At 68.9% G+C, this 22,419-nt stretch carries 20 protein-coding genes; 17 read left to right on the plus strand and 3 right to left on the minus strand.

All coding sequences use genetic code 11. The features are described 5' to 3' along the window. Positions 1-187 precede the first annotated feature (187 nt). Positions 188-3,043 (plus strand): carboxypeptidase-like regulatory domain-containing protein, encoded by a 2,856-nt coding sequence (locus tag JRI60_RS26760; protein WP_204218710.1) that lies wholly within the window; start codon positions 188-190, stop codon positions 3,041-3,043. A 138-nt stretch (positions 3,044-3,181) separates the two neighbouring features. After that, positions 3,182-4,978, plus strand: coding sequence for a fibronectin type III domain-containing protein (locus tag JRI60_RS26765; protein ID WP_204229114.1), 1,797 nt, complete (start codon positions 3,182-3,184; stop codon positions 4,976-4,978). 81 nt (positions 4,979-5,059) lie between these two features. Here the strand turns inward: JRI60_RS26765 and JRI60_RS26770 are convergent, their stop codons facing one another. After that, entirely contained in the window at positions 5,060-5,368 is a 309-nt protein-coding gene (locus tag JRI60_RS26770; RefSeq protein ID WP_204218711.1) for a mersacidin/lichenicidin family type 2 lantibiotic, read from the minus strand. A gap of 135 nt (positions 5,369-5,503) precedes the next feature. Between JRI60_RS26770 and JRI60_RS26775 the strand changes: the two genes are divergently transcribed. Beyond that, positions 5,504-6,310 carry a hypothetical protein gene (locus JRI60_RS26775; RefSeq protein WP_204218712.1) on the plus strand — a complete coding sequence of 269 codons (807 nt, stop codon included), beginning with the start codon at positions 5,504-5,506 and terminating at the stop codon, positions 6,308-6,310. Between the two features lie 21 nt (positions 6,311-6,331). Here JRI60_RS26775 and JRI60_RS26780 read toward each other — a convergent pair whose 3' ends face one another. After that, positions 6,332-6,976 (minus strand): nuclear transport factor 2 family protein, encoded by a 645-nt coding sequence (locus JRI60_RS26780; RefSeq protein ID WP_204218713.1) that lies wholly within the window; start codon positions 6,974-6,976, stop codon positions 6,332-6,334. Between the two features lie 132 nt (positions 6,977-7,108). Here JRI60_RS26780 and JRI60_RS26785 point away from each other — a divergent pair, with 132 nt between their 5' ends. Then, a complete protein-coding gene (locus tag JRI60_RS26785) occupies positions 7,109-8,386 on the plus strand; it encodes a TonB C-terminal domain-containing protein (protein ID WP_204218714.1) in 1,278 nt (425 codons plus the stop codon). A 160-nt stretch (positions 8,387-8,546) separates the two neighbouring features. Here the strand turns inward: JRI60_RS26785 and JRI60_RS26790 are convergent, their stop codons facing one another. Further along, on the minus strand, positions 8,547-8,897 hold the full coding sequence (locus JRI60_RS26790; protein ID WP_204218715.1) for a YtxH domain-containing protein: 351 nt from the start codon (positions 8,895-8,897) through the stop codon (positions 8,547-8,549). Between the two features lie 240 nt (positions 8,898-9,137). Here JRI60_RS26790 and JRI60_RS26795 point away from each other — a divergent pair, with 240 nt between their 5' ends. The 13 genes from JRI60_RS26795 to JRI60_RS26855 all read left to right on the plus strand — a co-directional run bounded on the left by JRI60_RS26795 (position 9,138) and on the right by JRI60_RS26855 (position 22,408). Continuing rightward, positions 9,138-10,667 (plus strand): acyl-CoA carboxylase subunit beta, encoded by a 1,530-nt coding sequence (locus JRI60_RS26795; RefSeq protein ID WP_204218716.1) that lies wholly within the window; start codon positions 9,138-9,140, stop codon positions 10,665-10,667. A 36-nt stretch (positions 10,668-10,703) separates the two neighbouring features. After that, positions 10,704-11,849: an acyl-CoA dehydrogenase family protein gene (locus JRI60_RS26800; RefSeq protein ID WP_204218717.1), complete on the plus strand. Its 1,146-nt coding sequence runs from the start codon at positions 10,704-10,706 to the stop codon at positions 11,847-11,849. 5 nt (positions 11,850-11,854) lie between these two features. Next, a complete protein-coding gene (locus JRI60_RS26805) occupies positions 11,855-12,724 on the plus strand; it encodes a hypothetical protein (protein ID WP_343213338.1) in 870 nt (289 codons plus the stop codon). 74 nt (positions 12,725-12,798) lie between these two features. Then, positions 12,799-13,773 carry a methylmalonyl Co-A mutase-associated GTPase MeaB gene (gene meaB / locus JRI60_RS26810; protein WP_204218719.1) on the plus strand — a complete coding sequence of 325 codons (975 nt, stop codon included), beginning with the start codon at positions 12,799-12,801 and terminating at the stop codon, positions 13,771-13,773. A 9-nt stretch (positions 13,774-13,782) separates the two neighbouring features. Then, positions 13,783-14,577 carry a ribonuclease III gene (gene rnc, locus JRI60_RS26815; protein ID WP_204218720.1) on the plus strand — a complete coding sequence of 265 codons (795 nt, stop codon included), beginning with the start codon at positions 13,783-13,785 and terminating at the stop codon, positions 14,575-14,577. Between the two features lie 74 nt (positions 14,578-14,651). Then, the gene (locus JRI60_RS26820; protein WP_204218721.1) at positions 14,652-15,206 is read left to right on the plus strand and encodes a peptidylprolyl isomerase; all 555 of its coding nucleotides are present in this window, start codon (positions 14,652-14,654) and stop codon (positions 15,204-15,206) included. A 145-nt stretch (positions 15,207-15,351) separates the two neighbouring features. Beyond that, on the plus strand, positions 15,352-16,296 hold the full coding sequence (era, locus tag JRI60_RS26825) for a GTPase Era (RefSeq protein WP_204218722.1): 945 nt from the start codon (positions 15,352-15,354) through the stop codon (positions 16,294-16,296). A 6-nt stretch (positions 16,297-16,302) separates the two neighbouring features. Continuing rightward, the gene (der, locus tag JRI60_RS26830; RefSeq protein WP_204218723.1) at positions 16,303-17,772 is read left to right on the plus strand and encodes a ribosome biogenesis GTPase Der; all 1,470 of its coding nucleotides are present in this window, start codon (positions 16,303-16,305) and stop codon (positions 17,770-17,772) included. Between the two features lie 79 nt (positions 17,773-17,851). After that, positions 17,852-18,661: a tetratricopeptide repeat protein gene (locus JRI60_RS26835; RefSeq protein WP_343213339.1), complete on the plus strand. Its 810-nt coding sequence runs from the start codon at positions 17,852-17,854 to the stop codon at positions 18,659-18,661. Positions 18,662-18,672: 11 nt separating this feature from the next. Then, entirely contained in the window at positions 18,673-19,830 is a 1,158-nt protein-coding gene (locus JRI60_RS26840; protein ID WP_204218724.1) for a PQQ-binding-like beta-propeller repeat protein, read from the plus strand. After that, positions 19,827-20,258, plus strand: coding sequence for a (deoxy)nucleoside triphosphate pyrophosphohydrolase (locus JRI60_RS26845; protein WP_204218725.1), 432 nt, complete (start codon positions 19,827-19,829; stop codon positions 20,256-20,258). Before JRI60_RS26840 ends, JRI60_RS26845 begins: the two co-directional genes overlap by 4 nt. Then, complete coding sequence (locus JRI60_RS26850) at positions 20,258-21,142, plus strand: ribonuclease H-like domain-containing protein (protein ID WP_204218726.1); 885 nt, start codon at positions 20,258-20,260, stop codon at positions 21,140-21,142. Before JRI60_RS26845 ends, JRI60_RS26850 begins: the two co-directional genes overlap by 1 nt. A 258-nt stretch (positions 21,143-21,400) precedes the next feature. Next, positions 21,401-22,408: a serine/threonine-protein kinase gene (locus JRI60_RS26855; protein ID WP_239469743.1), complete on the plus strand. Its 1,008-nt coding sequence runs from the start codon at positions 21,401-21,403 to the stop codon at positions 22,406-22,408. The last annotated feature ends 11 nt before the right edge of the window (positions 22,409-22,419 follow it).

Raw genomic sequence — 22,419 nt, forward strand, 5'->3', positions numbered from 1 at the left:
GCCTGTTCTCCCTCCGAGCGGCGCCCTTCGCATTCGCGGCGTGGTGCTCGATGACCGAGGCCCGGTCGCTGGCGTGCGTGTCTCCGCGTCGCGGCCCGAGCCGGGACGGACCCTCTCGGAGCTGCCGTGCCCACCGCGAGAGGATGAGCTCCTGGCGAAAGCCTGGCCCCAGCGGCTCCCCGAGTGCATGCATCAATCCATTCCGCGAATCCTGGAGTTCGTGGACACGTACGAGGGCGAGGCGCCCGTTCACGCGGAGGCCATCACGGCGGGGGATGGCACCTTCGTCCTGGAGGGACTGTCGCCGGGCGCCTTCGCGCTCTGGGTGCTGGGAGAGCACGGCGCGGTCATGCGCACCGGCGTGCCCGCGGGGGTGGACGGCGTGGAGCTGCGGCTCGAGGTGGGCCTCACGCTGGAGGGCATCGTCCTCGGCGAGCAGACGCCCCTGGCCGATGCACGGGTGACCGTGATCCACGCGGGACATACCCGGTTCTTCGAAACGCGCACCGGCTCCGATGGCCGCTTCCGCATCGGCCCCCTCCCGGCGTCTCGTTACCTGCTCGCCGTCAGCGCGGAGGGCTGGATGTCTGGACTCTTCACAGCGGGAGTGCTGAACGCGCTGGCGCCACAGCTGGAGCTCATCCGCCCGCGCCGCCTCACGGGTCGCGTGCTGTCCGGTGGAGCCCCCGTGCCGGGCGTCCAGGTGATCCTGGAGTCCCGGTTCCCGACAGAGGGCGACGTCAGGCCGGTGAGGACGGACGGGGAGGGCCGGTTCCGCTTCGAGCCCCTGGCCTCCGGCGAGTACAGACTCACCGCGGAGCAGGCGGGGCGCTTCGCCTTCGTGCAGTTGGTATTGGAGGAGGACACCCCCTGGCCCGACGAGGTCGTGCTCCAGCTGGGCGAGGCGTTCTTCCAGGAGGGCACGGTCCGCGAGAAGGAGGGACACCCGGTGCCCGGCGCTCGCGTGATCATGAGCCACCTGGAGACGCGCGGCTGGGCCCGCCACACCCTGACTGGCCCGGATGGGCGCTACCGGCTCGGACCCCTGCAACCCGGCCTCCACGAGCTTCGCGTCGAGGCGGAGCGGTACCGGCGGGAGATCGAACTGGAGCACGCGTTGGAGCGGGGCTCGGGGCCTCTGGACTTCACGCTCGAGCGGGCCGCCTCCGTGCTGGGGACGGTGGTCGACAAGGACGGGCAACCCCTTCCGAACATCGAGCTCTCCATGCTGTACACCGGGCGGAGTCATGGCAGCGCGCTGGGGCATGTCGTGTCCGACGAGGCCGGCCGCTTCGCGTTCGATCCCGCCCTCCCGGGTTCCTACATGCTCTCGTGCCAGGACGAGTCCATGGTGTCCGCGCACCTCTTCGTCCAGGCGCCCGCCGAGGGCCTCCGGTGGGTCTTGAGTCGAGGGGGCTCGGTGTCGGGAACCCTCACGGACGCCCAGGGCATCCCGCTCACCCAGGGCCAGGTGGTGTTGTGGGATCTGGGCGAGACGGGCGGTTGGGAGGAGAGGGAGGAGGTGGACGAAGCGGGGCGCTTCCTGATTCAGGGAATCCGGCCGGGCCGCTACATGCTGGAGGCGCGGGTGCCGTCGGCCAGCGTGGAGCGCTCGACCGCGCACCCCGTCGAGGTGAAGGAGGAGGAGCAGGTGGAGGTCTCCCTTCGGCTCGAGACGGGGTGGACCCTGTCCGGGGTGGTCGTGGATGGCACGGGACGACCCGTCGAAGGAGCCACCCTCCAGGCGAGCCCGTCCTCGTTGCCCCCCTGGCGTCAGGACGAGGAGTACATCCAGATCTCGAGCGACGACGCACCAGCGGCCGTGCGCTCGGGTCCCGATGGACGCTTCACCCTGCGCTACCTCGTGGAGGACGCGTACGACGTGTCCGTCAGCAAGGAAGGCCACCGGCCGCCAGGTGAAGCCACCCGCGTGAACGCGGGAACGCCGGAGGTCCGCTTCGTCCTAGAGCGTCTGGGGCACATCCGCGGGAGGCTCGTCGATCCGACGGGCGCCCCCATCACCCGCTTCGAGGTGAACGGCGAGTCCCGGAGGGATCTGGGGGGCGCCTTCGCCGTGCCCTTCACCGAGTCCGGTATCCAGACGCTCACTCTCACCGCCTCGGGAATGGCGCCGGTGCGGCGCCCGGTGCCGGTGACCGAGGGCCTCGACGTGGACCTAGGCGAGCTCCGGATGGGTCCGGGCCGGAGGGTGAGGGGCCGGATCCTGGACGCCGAGACGTCCGAGCCCGTGAGTGCGAGCCTCCGGTTCACCGACGCGACCCTGGAATCCACCAAGCCCACCGCGGGTGTCTGGGAGTCCGTCGAGGTGAAGGAGGATGGCACCTTCGAGCTGCCCCATGTGGAGGCCCGGCCCCTCACGCTTCTGGTGGAGGATGAAGGGCACTGGCCGCGGCGCCTGACCCTGGATGCCCGGACGGAGGAGGTGACCGTGCGGCTGGAGGCGGGGGCTCGGATCGAGGTGCGCGTGAGCGACGCCCGGGGCGGCCTCGTGGGAGCCGATCTCGACTTCGAGCGGGACGAGGGTGGAGGCAGGGGCATCTACGCCCCGGAAGGAACCTACGTCCTGACAGGCCTGGAGCCGGGCAACTACACGGTGAGGCTGCGTCCGCTCGAGGAAGGCACCGACCCCCTCTTCTTCCGCCCGCGACGAGTGCAGGTGCCCGCCAGCGGCCGGGTGTCCCTCTCCTTCGAGGGAGAGCAGGGCGGAGCCACCGTGAGGGTGAGGGTGAAGGACGAGGAGGACATCCGCAGCGTGTGGATCCGGCCCGGCGGTGCTCCGCCCATCACGAAGGACTTCGACCTGGAGCGGGCGCTCAGTGGGGGTCTGACCGGCAGCGGGGAAGGGGAGTCGGACGAGTGGTGGGTGCTCCGCCATGTCCCTCCGGGCCGTGCCACGCTCCTCATCCTGGCGGATGCGGACGGGCCACCGTTCCACCTCGAGGAGCTGGAGATTCCCTCCGAGGGCACCGTGACCCGAGAGGTGCGCCCCGTCTGGCGGGAGGGCGACGGCGAAGAAGACTGACGAGGCGCTGACCCGAAAAATCGGGTCCAGCCCTCCCATGGAACGGGCGCTACGCCGCCGTCTTTTCACGGGAGGGCAGTCGTGAATGTTTCTCAGCTGAACAGAGGATTGGGACAGAAGGTGCTCGTCCTGGCGGTCATGGCCGCGCTGATGACGAGCCTGATTCCCGCCATGGCCTCCGCCGCCGATCGCGGCGCCTGGGCGGCGTACATCAACTACGTCGTCGGCGATTCCGTCACCTATGGAGGCAAGGCGTACGACTGCCGTCAGGCACATCAGTCGCTGCCCGGGTGGGAGCCGCCCAATGTTCCGGCCCTGTGGTTGGAGAAGACCGGCGGCACCGTGGACGTCCAGGCGCCTTCCGCTCCGACGGGGCTGACCTCCACGAGCAAGACGTCCAACAGCGTCTCGCTGACCTGGACGGCGTCGACGGACAACGTGGGCGTCACCGGCTACGAGGTGTTCATCGGCGCCGGGACGACCGCGGCGGCGACGGCCACCGGGACGAGCGTCACGGTGACGGGCCTGTCGGCGAACATGACGTACACCTTCACGGTGAAGGCGAGGGATGCGGCGGGCAATCGGTCCGCGGCCAGCAGCGCGTACAGCGTGACGACCGACCCGCAGAGCAACGACACCCAGGCGCCGACCGCTCCGACGTCCCTGCGCTCGACGGGGACGACCAGCAACAGCGTCTCGCTGACCTGGACGGCCTCGACGGACAACGTGGCCGTCACCGGCTACGAGGTGTTCACCAACGGCGGGACGACCGTGGCGGCGACGGCCAGCGGCACGAGCGCGACGGTGACGGGCCTGGCCGCGAGCACGACGTACAGCTTCACGGTGAAGGCGAAGGACGCGGCGGGCAACCGGTCCGCGGCCAGCACCGCGGTGAGCGTGAAGACGCTGGATGCTCCCTCGAGCGACATCCCGAGCAAGATCCTCGTCGGCTACTGGCACAACTTCGACAACGGCTCGGGCTTCATCCGCCTGCGCAACGTGTCGCCCAAGTGGGATGTGATCAACGTCTCCTTCGCCGAGCCGACGAATGGCTCCACGGGCGGGACGATCGGCTTCACGCCGTACAACTCCACCGAGGCGGACTTCAAGGCGGACGTGGCCTACCTGAAGAGCCAGGGCAAGAAGGTGCTGATCTCCATCGGCGGCGCCAACGGCCAGGTCCGTCTGGAGACCACGGCGGCCCGGGATGCGTTCGTGAGCTCGATGAACGCCATCATCGACAAGTACGGGTTCGACGGAATGGACATCGACTTCGAGGGCCACTCCCTGTCGCTCAACGCCGGGGATGGGGACCTCAAGAATCCGACGACCCCCGTCGTCAAGAACCTGATCTCCGCCATCCGCTCCATCCATGACCGCGTGGGCCCGAAGTTCGTGCTCACGATGGCGCCGGAAACCTTCTTCGTGCAGCTCGGCTATGCGTTCTACGGCGGGACCTGCTCCGGGTGTGACAACCGGGCCGGTGCCTACCTGCCGGTCCTCTACGCCGTCAGGGACATCCTCGACTGGCTGCAGGTCCAGGACTACAACTCCGGACCCATCACGGGACTCGACGACCAGTACCACACCATGGGCAACGCGGACTTCCATGTCGCGATGACGGACATGCTGCTGACCGGCTTCCCCGTGGCGAAGAACCCGAACAACTTCTTCCCCGCGCTCCGTCCGGATCAGGTGGTCATCGGGCTGCCGGCCAACGTCAATGCCGGCGGTGGCTACACGCCTCCCGCCGAGGTGCAGAAGGCCGTGGATGCCCTGGTGAAGGGCATCCCGATCGGCTCCTACTCGGTGCGCAGCAACCCGGCGAACAACAAGAGCTTCCGGGGACTGATGTCCTGGTCGGTAAACTGGGATGCGTTCGCGAACTTCGAGTTCACCAACAGCCACCGGCCCTACCTGGATTCGCTGAAGTAGGGCTCACGCGTCCTGGTCGTCCTCGAGTGTGCTGGTGGGCCTGGCGGGCTCCGAGGGGAGACCGCCAGGCCGAGGGGGACGTCAACCGAGCTCGGCGATCGTGGTCTGCCGGATGGTCAGGGTCGTGGTGCAGCCGAGGGCGCTGGGGCAGGCGTCGACGGCGCTTCCCCTCGTGGTGAGAATGGTCAAGGTGGGGGGCCGGGTCGTGAAGACAGTGGGACGGGTGATGACGGGCACTCCGCCACCCACGACGTCCTCCAGGTCGTCCTCACCGAGCTCGGTCATCGGTCTGCCGGAGGGGTTCTCGGGGAGTGTGTGGAGTTGCTCCGAGGTGAGGCGCGCGCGGAACTCCGGATCCTTCCACGCACGGATGATGGTCTCTGGGTTCATGGGTCTTCCTCCTCGCGGGGCTCTCATTGGAGAGACTCCCAGCAGATGGAGTCATCTCGCGTCACGTGTGACGCGGGCGTGGCGAGGGCCAGGTCCGTCTCCCACCGTGCTGGTAAGAGGTAATCTCCCGGTGACATGAAACGACCCCCCCTCCAGTGGCTTGTCGCGCTGCTGCCGCTCGTCACGGCGGCCTGTGCGACCTCGGCGGCCTACCACCCCCAGAAGGACTGCGCGGCGGGCAGCCCGGGCGCGTGCGTCGACTGGGGTGACGAGCTGGTCCAGCGGGGCGCGAAGCAGGAGGCCGAGACCGCCTACGGGCAGGCCTGCGAGGGGGGCATCTCCACCAGCTGCATCACGCAGGGCCGGCTCATGATGGAGCGCGGCGAGCTGGAGGGCGCCGAGCACCCGCTCCGCAAGGCGTACCTGGAGGAGTTCCCGGAGGCCTACGAGGCCCTGGCGGATCTCTACCAGGCTCGGGGTGGTCCCCAGGAGCTGGAGATCGCCGGGGACTTGCGCTTCGACGCGCCCGCCATCGACAAGCCGGCGGTGGAAGCCGTCTATCACTACCGGGTGGGCTACCCGGGGAGCCTCGGGGGCGCGCTGACGTTGAACGTGCAGCCGATGGCCTTCCTGTCACGTCGGCTGGACATCGGTTTTCACGCCGCCTTCGGCACCGGACCGGCGGAGCTCAACGGCTTCATCGGGTACCAGCACTTCACCTCCACCTGGGTGGTGCCGTATGCGCGGGTGATGCTCGGCGGGATTCCGGGAGCCCCCTCCGGACAGGGGCTCAACTATGGCGGGGAGCTCGGGCTGAAGCTGTGCGCGGGACCGATCGGGCACCTGGAGCTCGCCGTCGGCTCCTCGCGAGCCAGTCCCCTCCATGTCTCGGTGGGACTGGGATTGAACGCGATCTTCCTCCTCCTCCTCGCGGCCCATTGAGCCCGGCCCCGGCCCTCGGCCTCAGCCCTTCGACGGAGGGAGATACTTCGCGGGAAGCGGCTGCTCCGGCGACTCCGGAGTCCAGGCCACCGTCAGCAGCCACCAGCGCTTGCCGTCGTGGACGAGCTGGATGCTGTTGACGCCGCGCATGAAGGGTTTGGTTTCCCCCTCGCGGAAGGCCTCGTAGGTGCTGAAGACGTGCACGAGCGAACCGAAGCGCTCCACCACGCGGTGCACCTCGCGCTCGCGGAAGCCCTCCTCGAGGAGCATCTTCGCGGACGTGGAGATGTAGTCCTCGGGCGTGAGCATGCGGAAGCCAATGGTGCCGTCCTTGCGCTTGCCGGAGGGAATCATCCGCGCGCCGGGGGCGAAGAAGGAACGGAAGCGATCCCAGTCACGGGCCTGTCCCTTCGGTCCGGAGATGACGTCATAGAGCGCCGTCACGAGCGCCTCCGGGGTGGCCACGTCCTCCGGCTTCGGGGCCGGAGGGGCGACGGCCGGTGAGGCCGCGGGAGCCGCCGGGGCAGGGGAGGAGGGAGGAGGGGGCACGGGCTTGGGATCGGCGGCGAGCGCGGGGGTGGAGAGCAGCGCCGCGACGAGCGGCCACACGCGAGGCTTGAAGGCGGAGTTCATGGGCACCTCGGAACTGCGGGGCGCGCGCATCATGGACCACCCCCTTGGGAGGCCGCGAGCACTTCGGTCGGACGGGGAATCGCCAGGCCCCCCGCTCGGTTCCGTACACGCGTGCCCTCATCCTCCTTTGTACGGCGAGCGCTTCTCTGCCAGCGTGGCGGGCCGATGCGGCGCTCGCGCCTGACACAGGCACTGATCCTCTCGCTGGCCCTTCACCTGGGCCTGGGGCTCGTGCTGTTCCTGGCGCCAGCCCCGGAGCGGGAGCCATCCACCGCGAGCCGGCAACCGCTGCAGGTCGAAATCGTCGTGCGCACGCCTCCACCTCCCGTGGAGCCGCCGCGCCCCACGCTTCCGGCTCCGAAAGCCTCGCCGCCCCCCCGCCCGCCACGCGCCGCCACCAGGCCTCCGCGCACTCCCGCCCCGCCGTCTCTGAGTGCCCCTCCACCCCCGAGCGGCGCCACGGCCGCCGCGCCGCCTCCGGCCGCCGCCGAGCCGGAGACGCCTTCCGGGGCCGTGCCAGACGCACCGCGTGCCGTGCGGCTGTTCCCGGGTCCCGGAGGACTGCCCGTGCCCCCCTCGATGGGCGACACCCGGGGTGGCTCCACCGGAGGCCGCACACTGAGGCCCGGTGATGGACCCTCCCGGGAGCAGCTCCTCGCCGAGGAGGGCGCGCGGGTCCAGGGCCGCGTCCAGGGCTTCCTCGACGATGGCATGGCGAGGCTGCGCGTGGAGAACGGGCTCGTCGACTCCTTCTTCGGAGACATGGACAAGGCGCTGGAGAAGGGGCTCTCGGGCGCGCCGCTCTTCGCGTACGAGGGCGTGTTCAAACACTTCTTCAAGGCCACGCCCGAACGCGGCCAGGGCTTGCGCGAGCTGCTCGCGAGCGTCCAGCGTTACGGCGCGACGGGCAGCCCGGACGCGGTCGGAGAGCCCTCGGGAACGGACAAGCTGGAGGACGTGGCGCGCTCGGGGACCGCGGGCTCGCGAGCCCGTTCCAGGCCCTCGACCTTCGACATGCTCGAGACCTACAACAAGGCCGCGGGCGCGCTGCACGCGAAGATCGAGCTCGAGCAGACTCCCACGGGACAGATGCTGTCGGTGAAGCTGGTGGAGAGCTCCGGCAATCCGCTCTTCGATGCGTACGTCCTCGAGAAGGTCCCTCCGTCGCTGGCGGCGCTCCCCCCCGCGTCCGAGCACTTCGCCGCGAGAGCGAAGGGGAACGTACGCAGTGTCTGGGCCATCGAGGGGCACGTGAGCTTCTCGCGCACGCTCAAGGTGACGAAGCTCGACGAGCTCGATGCCGGGGACGCGGCGTACCTCTCGGCGCTGATGCCGCTGGGGTTTCTGTCGGGCAGATTCGAGGAGACGCGCGGCGAGGTGATCGTCCCCGACTTCCGGCGGCCGCACTTCGACATCCGCGCCCAGCTGCTGCGCGTGTACTAGCGGCGGGCGAAAACCCGAGTGATTTCAAGAGCTTGAACAGCAAGGGGACCGGTGCGCCCTCCCTCCGGCGCGCCCGGTCCCCGGGTGGAGCCTCATGCGGGAGGGCAGGGGAGCACAACCTGGGGCTCCTCCGCCCGCCCGCCGGGCATCCAGGGAACTACTAGGCGCTGGCGGTCTTCTCGCCCGCGGTGGTGCCGATGCCCTGCTTGCCGAGGTAGCCCATGGCCTTGTCCTTCACGTCGGTGCGCAGCTCGGTGCCGGTCTTGGGCGCGAGCATGAGGGCGGCGATGCCACCGACGGCGCAGCCGATGACGAAGGCGCCAACGCCGGCGAACGAGCTGCGGGCGGGCTTGTAGGTGGTGAGGCCCACGTAGCGCAGCACGTCATCGGGATCGAAGTCGTCCCACTGGTTGCGGGCGTACTTCGGAAGGTCCTTCAAGAGCTTCCGGGCGATGAGCTTGCGGTACAGGTCGCTCTTCACCGCCAACTTGGCCTTCTTCGCGAACAGCATTCCGTTCTCCTCCTGGCCCGAGGCCATACGAAGGGTGGTCTTCCAGGAGCCCACCCCTGTGGGAGAAGAAGCTAGGGAGGAGCAGGCGGGGTGGCACCCCTGGGGCGCACATGACGAGGCTCGGCGGGGGGCAGGCGTCGGCTGTCTGTCAGAGCGGGGTCATGACGCGCCGTGCCCAAGACATCCTGTGAACGGAGAGGGCAGCCAGCCGAGCACCTTTCTGCTATGCCCCCGCCCGCCATGTCATTCGATCAGAAGCTGCTCGAGAAGATCGCCCAGGTGGAGAAGGGCGGGGCCGAGAAGTACCACGCGAAGAACCGGGAGACGGGCAAGCTGTTCGCCCGCGAGCGCATCCGGTTGTTGGTGGACGAGGGCTCGTTCGTCGAGGACGCGAAGCTGGCCAACAACGTGGAGCCGGAGCTGCCCTCGGACGGCGTGATCATCGGCCTGGGCAAGGTGGCGGGGCGGCCCGTGGCGATCATGGCCAACGACTCGACGGTGAAGGCGGGCAGCTGGGGTGCCCGGACGGTGGAGAAGATCCTCCGCATCCAGGAGACGGCGAAGCAGCTGCGCTGTCCGCTGATGTACCTGGTGGACTCGGCGGGAGCGCGCATCACCGACCAGGTGGAGATGTTCCCCGGCCGGCGGGGCGCGGGCCGCATCTTCTATAATGAGGTGCACATGTCCGGCGAGGTGCCGCAGGTGTGCCTGCTCTTCGGGCCCTCGGCGGCCGGCGGCGCGTACATCCCCGCCTTCTGCGATCTGGTCATCATGGTGGACGGCAACGCCTCCATGTATCTGGGCAGCCCGCGCATGGCCGAGATGGTCATTGGCGAGAAGGTGACGCTCGAGGAGATGGGCGGCGCGAAGATGCACTGCTCGGTGTCCGGCGTCGGCGACGTGCTGGTGAAGACGGAGCAGGAGGCCATCGAGGCGGCCAAGAAGTACATCTCCTTCTTCCCGGAGAACTTCACGCAGGCCCCACCCCGGGCCGAGCTCAAGGCGCCCAAGGCCAGCGGCAAGCGGGTGGACGAGATCATCCCCGCGGACCAGAACAAGCCCTTCGACATGCACGCGCTCATCGCCGAGCTGATCGACGAGGGCAGCTGGTTCGAGGTGAAGAAGCTCTTCGCCCAGGAGATCATCACGGGTCTGGCGCGCATCGGCGGCCGGCCGGTGGGCATCGTCGCGAACCAGCCCAAGTACAAGGGCGGCGTGCTGTTCGTGGACTCGGCGGACAAGGCGGCGCGCTTCATCTGGCTGTGTGATGCCTTCAACATTCCGCTGCTGTACCTGGCGGACGTGCCGGGCTTCATGATTGGCACCAAGGTGGAGCGCGCGGGCATCATCCGCGCTGGCGCGAAGATGATCTCCGCGGTGTCCGAGGCCAGCGTGCCGAGGATCTGCGTGGTGGTGCGCAAGGCGTACGGCGCGGGCCTCTACGCCATGAGTGGACCGGGCTTCGCTCCGGATGCGACCCTGGCGCTGCCCCAGGCGATGATCGCCGTGATGGGCCCCGAGGCGGCGGTGAACGCTGTCTACTTCAACAAGATCCAGGAGAAGCCCGAGGCCGAGCGCGCCGCCTTCGTCCAGCAGCTACGCGACGAGTACCGTCAGGACGTGGACATCTACAAGCTGGCGAGCGAGCTGGTGGTGGACGAGATCGTCCCCGGCGACCGGCTGAGGAACGAGCTCTTGCAGCGTTATGAGCTGTATTCCCGGCGCTTCCAGCCCCGGGAGACGAAGAAGCACGGCGTCTACCCGGTTTGATGGTCCCCCCTCCTCCCTCTGCTATACATCCCCACCATGGACTTCGAACTTCCCGAAAGCCATCGAGCCCTTCAGGCCTCCCTCCGTGACTTCTGCGAGCGCAAGGTGAAACCCTACGCACGCGAGTGGGACAAGGAGGAGAAGTTCCCGATGGAAGTGGTGCGGGAGCTGGGCGAGCTGGGCGTGATGGGCATGCTGGTGTCGGAGGAGTATGGCGGCGCCGCCATGGACTCCCTGGCGGTGGCGGTGGCGGTCGAGGAGATCGCCCGCTACGACGGCTCGCTGGCCCTCACCGTGGCCTCCCACAACGGGCTGGGCACCAGCCACCTGCGCGTCTTCGGAAATGACGCGCAGCGACGCAAGTACCTGCCCAAGCTGGCCTCGGGCGAGTACCTCGGCGCCTGGGGCCTGACCGAGCCCGGCAGCGGCTCGGACGCCGCGGGCATGAAGACGACGGCCGTCCGCAAGGGCGACAAGTGGGTGCTCAACGGGGCGAAGATGTTCATCACCCAGGGCACCGTGGGCAGCGTCTTCGTGGTGCTGGCGGTCACCTCGCCGGAGAAGAAGCAGAAGGGCGTCACCGCCTTCATCCTCGAGAAGGGGATGCCCGGCTTCAGCCAGCGCTCCATCCACGGCAAGCTGGGCATGCGCTCCTCGGACACGGCGGAGCTGGTGCTGGAGAACGTGGAAGTTCCCGACTCGCAGCGGCTGGGCGAGGTGGACCATGGCTTCATCGACACGATGAAGATCCTCGACAAGGGCCGCATCACCATCGGCGCGCTGGCGGTGGGTCTGGCGCGCGGGGCACTGGAGGAGTCGGTGCGCTACGCGAGGGAGCGCACCGCCTTCGGCCAGCCCATCTCCGAGTTCCAGGGTCTGCGCTGGATGTTCGCGGACATGAAGACGGAGACGGACGCGGCGCGGCTGCTGGTGCACCGCGCGGCGTACCTGGCCGACGCGGGCCAGCCGTACAGCCAGGAGGCCTCCATGGCGAAGCTGTTCGCCTCCGAGGCGGCCACGCGGGCCTGCAACAAGGCGGTGCAGATCCACGGCGGCTACGGCTACACCCGCGAGTTCCCCGTCGAGCGCTACCTGCGCGATGCCAAGCTGTGCGAGATCGGCGAGGGCACCAGCGAGATCCAGCGCTCCATCATCGCCCGAGAGGTCTTCAAGAAGGCGTGATGGAGATGGACCGGCTGCGACAGCTCGGACTGGAGGTACGGGGCGAGGGAGAAGGCCTGGAGGCGACCCTCGTCCTGACCGACCCCCTGTCCCATCCGGTGGGCTCCGGCGCGGTGGAGCGGGTGACCTTCCAGGTGAGGGAGGAGCGGCTGGTGCCCGTGTCGCCGCCGGAGGTGGTGGGGCTGCGACCCATCGCGCTCGGCGCGGTGCGGGAGGCCCGGGAGGTGGAGGCGGAGGTGGCCGACGCCTTCAACGAGCACCTCTTCCACGTGCAGCGGCGCTCGGTGGAGTTGCGGGCGCTGGGGTTGAGCCCCCAGGTGGATCCGGTGTCGCTGGTCCTCTCCGCGCGGTTGGAGGAGCACGGGCTGGCGCTGACACTGGTGGCGGATCGTCAGGGCAACTTCCAGGTGTCGGCCGCGGAGCGGGGTGGGCAGGCGCTGTCCGTGCCGCCCGGGCACACCTTCGAACTGTCCGAGTTCCGCGAGCGGGGCGCGCTGGTGGGCTACCTGGCCGCCCTCTTCGGGGAGCAGGGGCCCGCGGAGGCGGCGCGGACGCAACGACCCGGGGCGGCGGGGGAGGGCCTGGTCCGCTTCTCGGAGATCCTCCAGGCCTTTGGCGAGGGGGCGGTCGTGCCCCCGAGAAGCGGGCTGGAGCTGCTGGTGCTGCTCGAAGTCGAGGGCCGACCCTACCGTTTCGCGGTGGCACGCGTGGCCGGACGCACCTTCCGGGGTCTGCTGGCCGGGGGTCAGGGCAAGGTATGGGCGGAACGTTTCGAACTGGATGATTTCCCCGGAGTCGTCCCGCTGGTGGCGGACCTGCTGAAGGTCCCCGCCGAGGCCGTGAAGCTGGTCGGCTCGGGCGCTCCACAGGAGTAAGGGTTTTGGCAAAGGCGAGTGCGAGTCTCTCCCAGAGGGTTCTGCAGGGCGATGTGCGGGCCGCGTCGCGTCTGATGCGCAACATCGATGATGGCGAGCCGGAGGCCACCGAGTCCCTGCGCGAGCTGTTCCCGAAGACGGGGAAGGCCTACATCATTGGAATCACGGGCTCGCCGGGCGCGGGCAAGTCCACGCTGACGGATCGGCTCATCGCCCACCTGCGCAAGGCGGGCAAGACGGTGGGCGTCATCGCGGTGGACCCCACCAGCCCCTTCACGGGGGGCGCCATCCTCGGCGATCGCATCCGCATGCAGGATCACGCCACGGATCCGGGCGTCTTCATCCGCTCGCTGGCCACGCGCGGGCACCTGGGCGGCTTGTCGCGCGCCACGGGCGACTGCATCCGGGTGATGGATGCCATGGGGCGCGACGTCATCATCGTGGAGACGGTGGGCGTGGGGCAGGATGAGATCGACATCGCCCAGATGGCGCACACCACCATCGTGGTGACGGTGCCGGGCATGGGCGACGACATCCAGGCCATCAAGGCGGGCATCCTCGAGGTGGCGGATCTCTTCGCGGTGAACAAGGCCGACCTGGACGGAGCGGACCGGGTGGTGCGCGAGCTGCGGATGATGCTGGAGCTGCGCCACGCGGTGAAGGCGCCGCCCATGGACCATGACGCCCACCACCGCATGGTGATTGCCAAGGCCCAGGGCACGCACGTGGAGGAGCCGGCGGGGCCTCGCGAGTGGGAGCCGCCCATCCTCAAGGTGATGGCCGCGAGGGATCAGGGCGTGGCCGAGCTGCTCAAGGGCATCGAGGAGCACCGGGCCTTCCTGGAGGAGACGGGCCAGCGCAAGCAGAAGGAGCGCAACCGGGCGGCGGCGCAGTTCGTGGCCCTGCTGCGCGAGCGGCTGCTGAGCAGCGCGCTGGCGCGGCTGGAGCGCGAGCGTGGCCAGTTGGACGAGGTGGCCGGGCGCATCGCCGAGCGCCAGGCGGATCCCTACGCGCTCGCCGAGGAGCTCGCGAGCCAGCTCTCGGAGTAGGCCGTGGCGATGCAACCCGAAGAGTGTGTGCGGGCCCTGGAGCAGCGGCTCGGGACGACGTTCTCCCGTCCCGAGCTGGCCCGCACCGCGTTGACGCACAAGACGTACGTCAACGAGCGTCCCAACGAGGGACTGCAGGACAACCAGCGGCTGGAGTTCCTCGGGGACGCGGTGGTGAACCTGGTCATCGCCCACCGGCTGATGGACCGTTTCCCCAACGCCGACGAGGGCGAGCTGTCGAGGCTGCGGGCCCGCGTCGTCGACGAGAAGGGGCTGACCCGGGTGGCCCGCCGGCTGGAGCTGGGCGAGCTGCTGCTGCTCGGGCGGGGCGAGGACCGCCATGGGGGCCGGGACAAGAGCTCCATCCTCGCCGATGCGGTCGAGGCCATCATGGCCGCGGTGTACCTCTGCTCCGGCCTGGAGAAGGTCCGGGAGCTGGTGGAGCGGCACTTCTCCGAGCTCCTGGACGAGGTGACGCTGTCGCTCGTCCGGGACTTCAAGACGCAGCTGCAGGAGATCGTCCAGGAGCGCCTCAAGGTGCCGCCCCGCTACCAGGTGGTCTCCGAGTCCGGGCCCGAGCACCAGAAGACCTTCGAGGTCGAGGTGAGCATCGGTCCGGACCCGTACGCGCGGGCCTCCGGGCACAGCAAGCGGGACGCGGAGCAGTCCGCGGCACACATCGCCCTGCAGCTGTTCGAGCAGCGGTGGCAGGAGGGGCTGGTCACCGGACAACAGCCAGCGCCCGCCGCCCCGGCCCCCCAGCAAGCGCCTGTCCCGGGTCCGAAGGACGACACCCCGGTCTGAAACTGCTTGGCCGCCCCGGGGTCGAGGAATAAGGTCCCGCGCCCATTCGTGGGTTTTCGACCCGGGAGGCAGCCATGGGAATGATGGATGAGGCGCGTGCGGGCAATGATCTCTACGCCACCTTCGATACCACCGAGGGAAAGATCGTCGTGAAGCTCTTCGCGAAGGACGCGCCGGAGACGGTGCAGAACTTCGTGGGGCTCGCCACCGGAGAGAAGGAGTGGACCCATCCGGGCACGCGCGAGCGTATGACGGGCAAGCCGCTCTACGACGGGACGATCTTCCACCGCTGTATCCCGAACTTCATGATCCAGGGTGGAGATCCGCTTGGTCAGGGCATTGGCGGGCCGGGCTACAAGTTCAAGGATGAGTTCCAGAGCGGCCGCCGTTTCGACAAGAAGGGCCTGCTGGCCATGGCCAACGCCGGCCCCAACAGCAACGGCAGCCAGTTCTTCATCACGGTCGTGCCGACGCCGCACCTCAACAACCGGCACACCATCTTCGGCGAGGTCGTCACGGGCCAGGACATCGCCGACCGCATCGCCAACGAGATTCCCAAGGGCGCGGGCGATCGGCCGCGCAAGGATGTGGTGATCAACAAGCTGACCATCTCGACCTCCCCGGCCTAGGCCCTCGGGCCGCCCTGGAGGCGGTTGTCCGCCCGCCTGGCGCGATTCACGGCGGGTCCGCTGTTCCATGTCGTTCCGTGCGGTTCCTGGGGACCCCCGCCAAGGTGGGGGCTCCCTGATCACCTTCGACCTTCGAAGCTTTTAGATGGCTCCACAGCAGACACACCGCAGCGGGTTCGCCGCGCTCATTGGCCGTCCCAACGTGGGCAAGAGCACGCTGCTCAATCAATTGACTGGCGAGAAGCTCGCCATCGTCTCTCCCAAGCCGCAGACCACCCGGAACCGGATTCTGGGCGTGGTGACGCGGCCGGAGGGGCAGGTGGCCTTCCTCGACACGCCCGGCATCCACCAGGCCAAGGGCGAGCTCAACCGTTACATGGTGGACGTGGCCCTGCAGGCGGCCGACGAGGTGGACCTGGTCCTCTTCGTCGTCGAGCCGACGGGCGCGGACAAACCCGAGGTGAGTCCGGGCAACCGGTTCATCCTCGAGCGGCTGCAGAAGGCGGGCAAGCCCACCTTCCTGGTCATCAACAAGATCGACACGGTGCCCAAGCCGGTGCTGCTGCCGCTCATCGACCTGTACCGCAACGAGTTCCCCTTCGCCGAGGTGGTGCCCATCTCCGCGAAGGAGGACGACGGGGTGGAGAATCTCTTCCAGGCGGTGCTCCAGCACCTGCCCGAGGGAGAACCACTCTTCCCCGAGGACGTGCTCACGGATCAAGCGGAGAAGACCCTGGTGGCGGAGTACATCCGCGAGCAGGTGCTCCGACACTGCCGGCAGGAGATTCCGTACTCGACGGCGGTCCTGGTGGACTTCTTCGACGAGTCCGAGCGCGAGCCACCGCCTGGAACGCCCCCCGGCAAGTTGGCGGGCCTCATCCGGATCGCCGCCTCCATCTACGTGGAGCGCGACAGCCAGAAGGCCATCATCATCGGGAAGCAGGGGCAGATGCTGAAGACGATCGGGACGGACGCGCGCAAATCCATCCAGCGGTTGCTGGGGGCGCACGTGTACCTCTCGCTACGGGTCCGGGTGGAGCCTCGCTGGAGCGAGCGTCCCGAGGGCCTCAAGAAGTTGGGTTACGAGTAGGAAGCCATGAAGCCTCTGGTCGCCATCGTGGGACGCCCCAACGTGGGCAAGTCCACGCTCTTCAATCGCCTCGCCAGGCGCCGTATCGCCTTGGTGGAGGACATCCCCGGAGTCACCCGCGACCGCCATTACTGGGACGTGGAGTACGAGGACCGGGAGCTCACCATCATCGACACGGGCGGATTCGTGCCCGGGGAGAAGGACTCCCTGCTGCAGCAGGTGCGCGAGCAGGCGCAGCTGGCGGTGGAGGAGTGTGACGTCATCGTCTTCGTGACGGACGCTCGCGCCGGCCTGACGGCGGCGGACCAGGAGGTCGCCACCTACCTGCGCCAGAGCGGCAAGCCGGTGGTGGTGGCCGCCAACAAGCTGGACAGCGAGTCGCAGTCCGTCCAGGCGCACGCCGCCGAGTTCTTCAAGCTGGGTCTGGGCGACGTGTTCCCCATCTCCGCCGAGCATGGCCTGGGCGTGGGCACGATGATGGAGACGGTGGTGGGCAAGCTGCCGCCCCTGACTCCGGAGGAGCTCGAGGCCCGGAAGAAGGCCCGGGAGCGCGAGGAGGCCGAGGAGGAGTGGGGTGCCCAGGAAGGGGAGGAGGGCGAGGAGCAGGAGGCTCCGGCCGAGCCGGAGGAGGAGCGTCCCATCCGGGTGGCCATCATCGGCCGGCCGAACGTGGGCAAGAGCACCCTGGTCAACGCGCTGCTGAAGGAGAAGCGGGTGGTGGCCAGCGAGATTCCGGGCACCACGCGGGATCCGATCGACTCCGAGCTGACGTACAAGAAGCGCCAGGTCATCCTCACGGACACGGCGGGCATCCGGCGCAAGAAGACGATCGCGCACCGGGTGGAGCAGTTCTCGGTGGTGGCGGCGCTCAAGGCCATGGAGCGCAGCGACGTGGCGGTGCTGTTGATGGACGCCACGGAGCCCGCGGTGGACCAGGACGCGAAGCTGGCCGGAATCGCCGAGGAGAAGGGCCGCGCGCTGGTCATCGTGGTGAACAAGTGGGATCTCATCAGCGAGGACAAGCGCAAGCAGGAGATCTTCCGTGAGGATCTCAAGCACGCGCTGAAGTTCGTGGGGTACGCGCCCATCGTGTTCACCTCGGCGCTCACGGGCTCGAAGGTGGAGAAGGTGCTGGAGCTGGCGGTGGAGCTGGCCGACCAGTTCCGCTACCGGGCGCCCACGCCGCAGCTCAACCGGCTGTTGTCGCACATCGAGGAGAGCCATCCGGCCCCCATCGTGGGCCGAGGTCCACTCCGGGTGTACTACATGGCCCAGGTGGGGACGGCGCCCCCGACCTTCGCGATCACGACCAACCGGCCGGACGCGGTGCCGGACATGTACAAGCGGTACATCACCAACCAGCTGCGCAAGACGTTCGACTTGAGAGTGCCCCTCCGGCTGCTGTTCCGCGAGAGGCCGGGCAAGGCGAAGCGGGAGGCGCGGAAGAGACCCAAGAAGCAGGCCGGGAAGCATTAAGGGCAGTCCGCGTTGACACTGCTGGTGCGCGCTCCGTAGATTGCGCGCCCTTCGACCCTGTAGAGAGGTGCGAACCACCGTGGCCCAGAAGTCCGAGAAGATGACGAAGCAGGAGCTGCGTGCTCCGGATGCCTTCCAGCTGTACGGCGCCGAGGCGAGCGACTGGCTGATGAAGCGGCGGCAGCTCATCGGCACCGCGGTGGCCGTGCTGATCGTGGGCGGGCTGATCGCCGCCCTGGTTCAGTACTTCAGCAACCGGAGCGAGGAGCGGGCCGCCAAGCAGCTCGGCCAGGCGCTGGAGGTGCTGACGCGGCCGGTGGTCGTGACCAACGAGCAGCTGCAGCCCATGGAGGGCGAGCAGGCCCCCTTCAAGTCCGACAAGGAGAAGGACGAGGCCATCGTCAAGTCGCTCACCGACTTCCGTGCGGGGCACAAGGGCACGGAGGCCGCGGCGACGGCGGCGCTGCCGCTGGGCAAGGCCGAGTACCGGCTGGGCAACCATGACGGCGCGCTGGCGGCCTTCGGCGAGTTCATCAAGGAAGCGCGCAAGGATGATCCGCTGATGGCCTCGGCCTACGAGGGCCAGGGCTACGCCCACGAGGCGAAGGGCCAGCTGGACCAGGCGCTCGAGGCCTTCAAGGGCATGGCCAAGGTGGAGTCGGGCGAGTTCCTCCAGGGAATGGGCCTGTACCACCAGGCGCGCATCCTCGTGGCGCAGGGCAAGAAGGACGAGGCGGCGCAGATCCTGGCGGATCTGAAGGCCTCGCAGACGAACACGGCGGCGGGACGGCTGGCCACCGAGCGGCTGGCGGTGCTCGCGGCGCAGGGCGTGAAGGTGCCCGAGCCGAAGACGCCCCCGGCGACCGCCCAGACGCAGGACGCGGGGTAAGACGCCCACCTATGCGGATCTCCAGCGGCTGGAAGCGTTGGGTGGGTGGGCTCGCGGCGGCGAGCCTGCTCGGTGCATGCAGCGCGGTGCCGGTGTACGGCAACCCGGTCACCTCCGCTCCGAAGCAGCCGCCACACCACTTCTTCTCGGTGGATTGGTGGACGCCGCTCGTCAACCCCTCGCTGCTCGAGTACTCGCCACGCGAGGACGCGCAGCCGGCGTACGACGCGAAGAACGAGCGCGTCATCACGCTCACCCGGGATGGGCTCGTACGGAGCCTCGGAGCCGAGGGCCAGGAGGCCTGGCGGTTCAAGGTGGGCAACCGCTTCTACGCGGGCGCGACGGTGGACGACACCCTCGTCTACGTGCCGAGCACGGACGGGGTGCTGTACGCGCTGGACACGAAGACGGGCGAGCCCAAATGGAAGTACGCGGCCGGTGAGGCGCTGGCGACGGTGCCGGTGCTCACGGACGAGCTGGTGCTGGTGGCCTCGCAGAGCGACACCCTGTTCGCGGTGAAGCGGGCGACGGGTGAGCTGGCGTGGCTGTACCGGAGGGATCCGCCCGCGGGTTTCACCATCCACCGGGCGTCCACGCCGACGGTGCGCGGGCAGACGGCCTGGGTGGGCTTCTCCGATGGCACGCTGGTGTCGCTGGATCTGACGGACGGCGGCGTGCGGTGGGAGAAGTCGCTGGCCCCCAAGAGCGGGCAGTTCGTGGACGTGGACACCGCGCCGGTGCTGGACGAGGCGGGCCACGTGTACGCGGCCTCGTACTCGGGCGGCCTCTACGCGCTGGATGCCGAGTCGGGTGACGTGCTGTGGACCTCGGTGGCGCAGGGCATCACCTCGCTGCTGGTGCACGGTGGGGTGGTCGTGGCCGTGGGGGACAACCGCCTGGATGCCTACCTGGCGGAGAGCGGGAAGCTCCTCTGGTCGAACCCCCTCCAGGAACGGGCGGGGCTGGAGCCGGTGTTGGTGAAGGGGATGCTCCTGGTGCCGGTACAGCGCTCGCTGCTCTTCGTGGACCCGCGGACGGGACAGGCGCGCATGGCGTGGGATCCGGGCGAGGGCGTGTCGGCGCCGCCGCGGGTGGTGGGGACGAAGGCCTACGTGCTGTCCAACAACGGGTACCTGTACGCCCTCCGGCTGGATGGGAGGAGCGGTTGACGCAGGGAGCGGCGAAGAGGACGGTCCGCGTGGTGGCCGCCCTCATTCCCCAGCCCGGGGATGGCTCGCGGTTCCTGGTGCAGCAGCGGCTGCCCGGTGGAAGCCGGGGGTTGCTCTGGGAGTTCCCGGGCGGGAAGGTGGAGCCCGGGGAGAGCGAGCCGGAGGCGCTGGCTCGGGAGTGCCGGGAGGAGCTGGACGTGCGGCTCCAAGTGGGGAGGCGGCTATGGGCGGGCAGACACGAGTATTCGGACCTGACGGTGGAGCTGGTGCTGTACCTGGCCCGGCTGGAGTCGGGGGAGCCGAAGACGCTGGGCGCGAACGCGTTGGCGTTCCTGACGCCGGCGGAGATGAAGGCGCTGCCATTCTGCGAAGCGGACATCCCCCCCTTGGAGGATTTGGTGGCGGGCAGGTTGGATCCGCTGGGCTGATGCTGCGGCGCACGTTTCAGCTGATTCCCGGCGTGGGTCCCTGGAAGGAGAAGGACCTGTGGGCCCGGGGCATCCAGACCTGGGACGACTTTCCTGGCAACGGGGCGGTGTTGGGCCAGAAGCTGGACGAGGGGGCGCGCCGTCGGTTGGAGCTGGCGCGCGAGGCCCTGGCGCGGCGCGACCTGAAGGGCCTGGCGGCCATGGTGCCACAGCGCGAGCACTGGCGGCTGTACCCCGAGTTCGCGCGCGACGCGGTCTACTTCGACATCGAGACGGATGGCGCGCAGGAACAGAATCCCACGGTGGTGGCCCTGTTCGATGAGGCGGGCCTGCGGGTCTTCATCCAGGGCCGCAACATGGACGATCTGCCGGAGGCCATGGCGGAGCGGCGGCTGTGGGTGACGTTCAACGGCTCGTGCTTCGACGTGCCGGTGCTGCGCCAGTATTTCGGCAAGCGCTTCCCGACGCCGGACGCCCACATCGACCTGCGGTTCGTCTGCCGGCGGCTGGGCATGGGCGGCGGGCTGAAGGAGATCGAGGACAAGTGGGGGCTGGCGCGGCCACCGCACATGAAGGGCGTGAACGGCTGGGACGCGGTGCTGCTGTGGCGGGCGTACCGCGAGCGCGGAGACGTGGAGGCCCTGCGCTTCCTGGTGGAATACAACCTCTATGACTCGTTCCAGCTCCGGTCGCTGATGGACAAGGCGTACAACCGGGCGTTGGACGACCTGAACATGGACTCCGAACCGCGCGTGCCCGTCTTCGAGCGGGGCGAGCTCCTCTACGACGTGAGCCGGCTCATCCTGGAGCTGGGACCCACGGAGAGGGATTTGAAGGTGCTCGAGCGGGTGCGCGCCCAGGACCGCGATCTGCACCAGGACTGACCCAACTCGCTCGGGTATCCGAGGGGAGAGGTCAAGCGGGCGTGTCAGCCCGGTCTGGTAGGGTGACTGACGCTGGAGGTTCGGCGTCTGGGCCCTACCTCCGGCATTCCACTGGCGCGGCGTCGGCGTCGCGAAGGAGCGCCCGAGATGTCCATCGACAGGCCCGAGTCCTCGAACCACCCCCGGCTTCTCTTCACCTCGAATGGGACCCGCTACGAACTCATTCGTAGATTGGGGAGGCGGAACAATGGTGAGCTGATGCTCGCCAGGCGCCGTTATGCCCAGGGCCCGGCGGGCTCCGTGATCATCAAGCGGTTGTCGCGGCCGGTCAGTGAGAAGCAGAAGCAGCGGCTGAAGGAAGAGGTCCAGTTGGCGTACCGGCTCAGCCATCCGGGCATCGCCAAGGTGTACCAGCTGGTGCTGCACGGGGGGCTGCCGTACGTGGTGATGGAGTACGTGGACGGCCGCTCCCTGGAGACGGTGCTGAGCGTGTCGGCCATGCGGCAGCGGCCCATGTCCGAGGCCTTCGTCTGCCATGTGGTGTCCGAGGTCGCGGACGCGCTCCACCATGCGCACACGCTGGAGGACGAGCTCGGGCGGCCCCTGGGCATCGTCCACCGGGACATCAACCCGGAGAACGTCCGGGTGGGAAGCAGCGGCGAGGTGAAGCTGGTGGACTTCGGCGTGGCGTATTCGCTGCTGCCTGGGCGGGAGGCCACCACGGCCTCCGTGCTGCGCGGGGACATCGCCTATGCATCCCCGGAGCGCATGCGCCTGGAGAAGGTGGATCACCGCTCGGATCTGTTCTCGCTGGGGCTGGTGATGCTGGAGCTGCTCACGGGCAGGCACCTGTATGACCTGGAGGACGTGGAGCAATCGGCGCGGGAAGCCGGCCCGGCTCCGGCCACGCTGGCCGAGGTGCGTTGCGAGGAGCCGAGCTGGGTACCGGTCACGGAGATGGCGGCACGCATCGCGCGTTTCGGTCCGGAGGACGTGGAGCGGGCGGCCCAGGGAGTGTCGGAGCCGCTGCGAGCCGTGGTGCACCGGGCGCTCCGGAGAGAGCCCTCCGAGCGCTACCAGTCCGGCCTGGAGCTGCGTGACGCGCTCCGGGAGTTCCTCGTGGTCCAGGGGCGCACGTATGGGCGGCCGGAGGCGGCGCGGGAGGTGCTCCTGGCCGTGAAGGAGGCGGAGTTGCTGCGCGAGTCCGCGGACGTGCTCGAACCGGATGTATTCCCGGAGACGCCGCCTCGGCGGACCGAACATTGAGTTGCGCGGGG

The organism is Archangium violaceum (assembly GCF_016887565.1).
Taxonomy (GTDB): Bacteria; Myxococcota; Myxococcia; order Myxococcales; family Myxococcaceae; genus Archangium; species Archangium violaceum_B.

Bases quoted from the DNA above. Each gene is read 5' to 3' on its own strand.
- JRI60_RS26850 (WP_204218726.1), top strand. From the start codon at position 20,258: ATGCTGCGGCGCACGTTTCAGCTGATTCCCGGCGTGGGTCCCTGGAAG.
- JRI60_RS26790 (WP_204218715.1), bottom strand. From the start codon at position 8,897: ATGCTGTTCGCGAAGAAGGCCAAGTTGGCGGTGAAGAGCGACCTGTAC.
- JRI60_RS26840 (WP_204218724.1), top strand. From the start codon at position 18,673: ATGCGGATCTCCAGCGGCTGGAAGCGTTGGGTGGGTGGGCTCGCGGCG.
- JRI60_RS26800 (WP_204218717.1), top strand. From the start codon at position 10,704: ATGGACTTCGAACTTCCCGAAAGCCATCGAGCCCTTCAGGCCTCCCTC.
- JRI60_RS26780 (WP_204218713.1), bottom strand. From the start codon at position 6,976: ATGATGCGCGCGCCCCGCAGTTCCGAGGTGCCCATGAACTCCGCCTTC.
- JRI60_RS26805 (WP_343213338.1), top strand. From the start codon at position 11,855: ATGGACCGGCTGCGACAGCTCGGACTGGAGGTACGGGGCGAGGGAGAA.
- JRI60_RS26760 (WP_204218710.1), top strand. From the start codon at position 188: ATGCATCAATCCATTCCGCGAATCCTGGAGTTCGTGGACACGTACGAG.
- JRI60_RS26855 (WP_239469743.1), top strand. From the start codon at position 21,401: ATGCTCGCCAGGCGCCGTTATGCCCAGGGCCCGGCGGGCTCCGTGATC.
- meaB (WP_204218719.1), top strand. From the start codon at position 12,799: ATGCGCAACATCGATGATGGCGAGCCGGAGGCCACCGAGTCCCTGCGC.
- JRI60_RS26770 (WP_204218711.1), bottom strand. From the start codon at position 5,368: ATGAACCCAGAGACCATCATCCGTGCGTGGAAGGATCCGGAGTTCCGC.
- JRI60_RS26765 (WP_204229114.1), top strand. From the start codon at position 3,182: ATGGCCGCGCTGATGACGAGCCTGATTCCCGCCATGGCCTCCGCCGCC.
- JRI60_RS26795 (WP_204218716.1), top strand. From the start codon at position 9,138: ATGTCATTCGATCAGAAGCTGCTCGAGAAGATCGCCCAGGTGGAGAAG.
- JRI60_RS26820 (WP_204218721.1), top strand. From the start codon at position 14,652: ATGGGAATGATGGATGAGGCGCGTGCGGGCAATGATCTCTACGCCACC.
- rnc (WP_204218720.1), top strand. From the start codon at position 13,783: ATGCAACCCGAAGAGTGTGTGCGGGCCCTGGAGCAGCGGCTCGGGACG.
- JRI60_RS26775 (WP_204218712.1), top strand. From the start codon at position 5,504: ATGAAACGACCCCCCCTCCAGTGGCTTGTCGCGCTGCTGCCGCTCGTC.
- JRI60_RS26785 (WP_204218714.1), top strand. From the start codon at position 7,109: ATGCGGCGCTCGCGCCTGACACAGGCACTGATCCTCTCGCTGGCCCTT.
- der (WP_204218723.1), top strand. From the start codon at position 16,303: ATGAAGCCTCTGGTCGCCATCGTGGGACGCCCCAACGTGGGCAAGTCC.
- era (WP_204218722.1), top strand. From the start codon at position 15,352: ATGGCTCCACAGCAGACACACCGCAGCGGGTTCGCCGCGCTCATTGGC.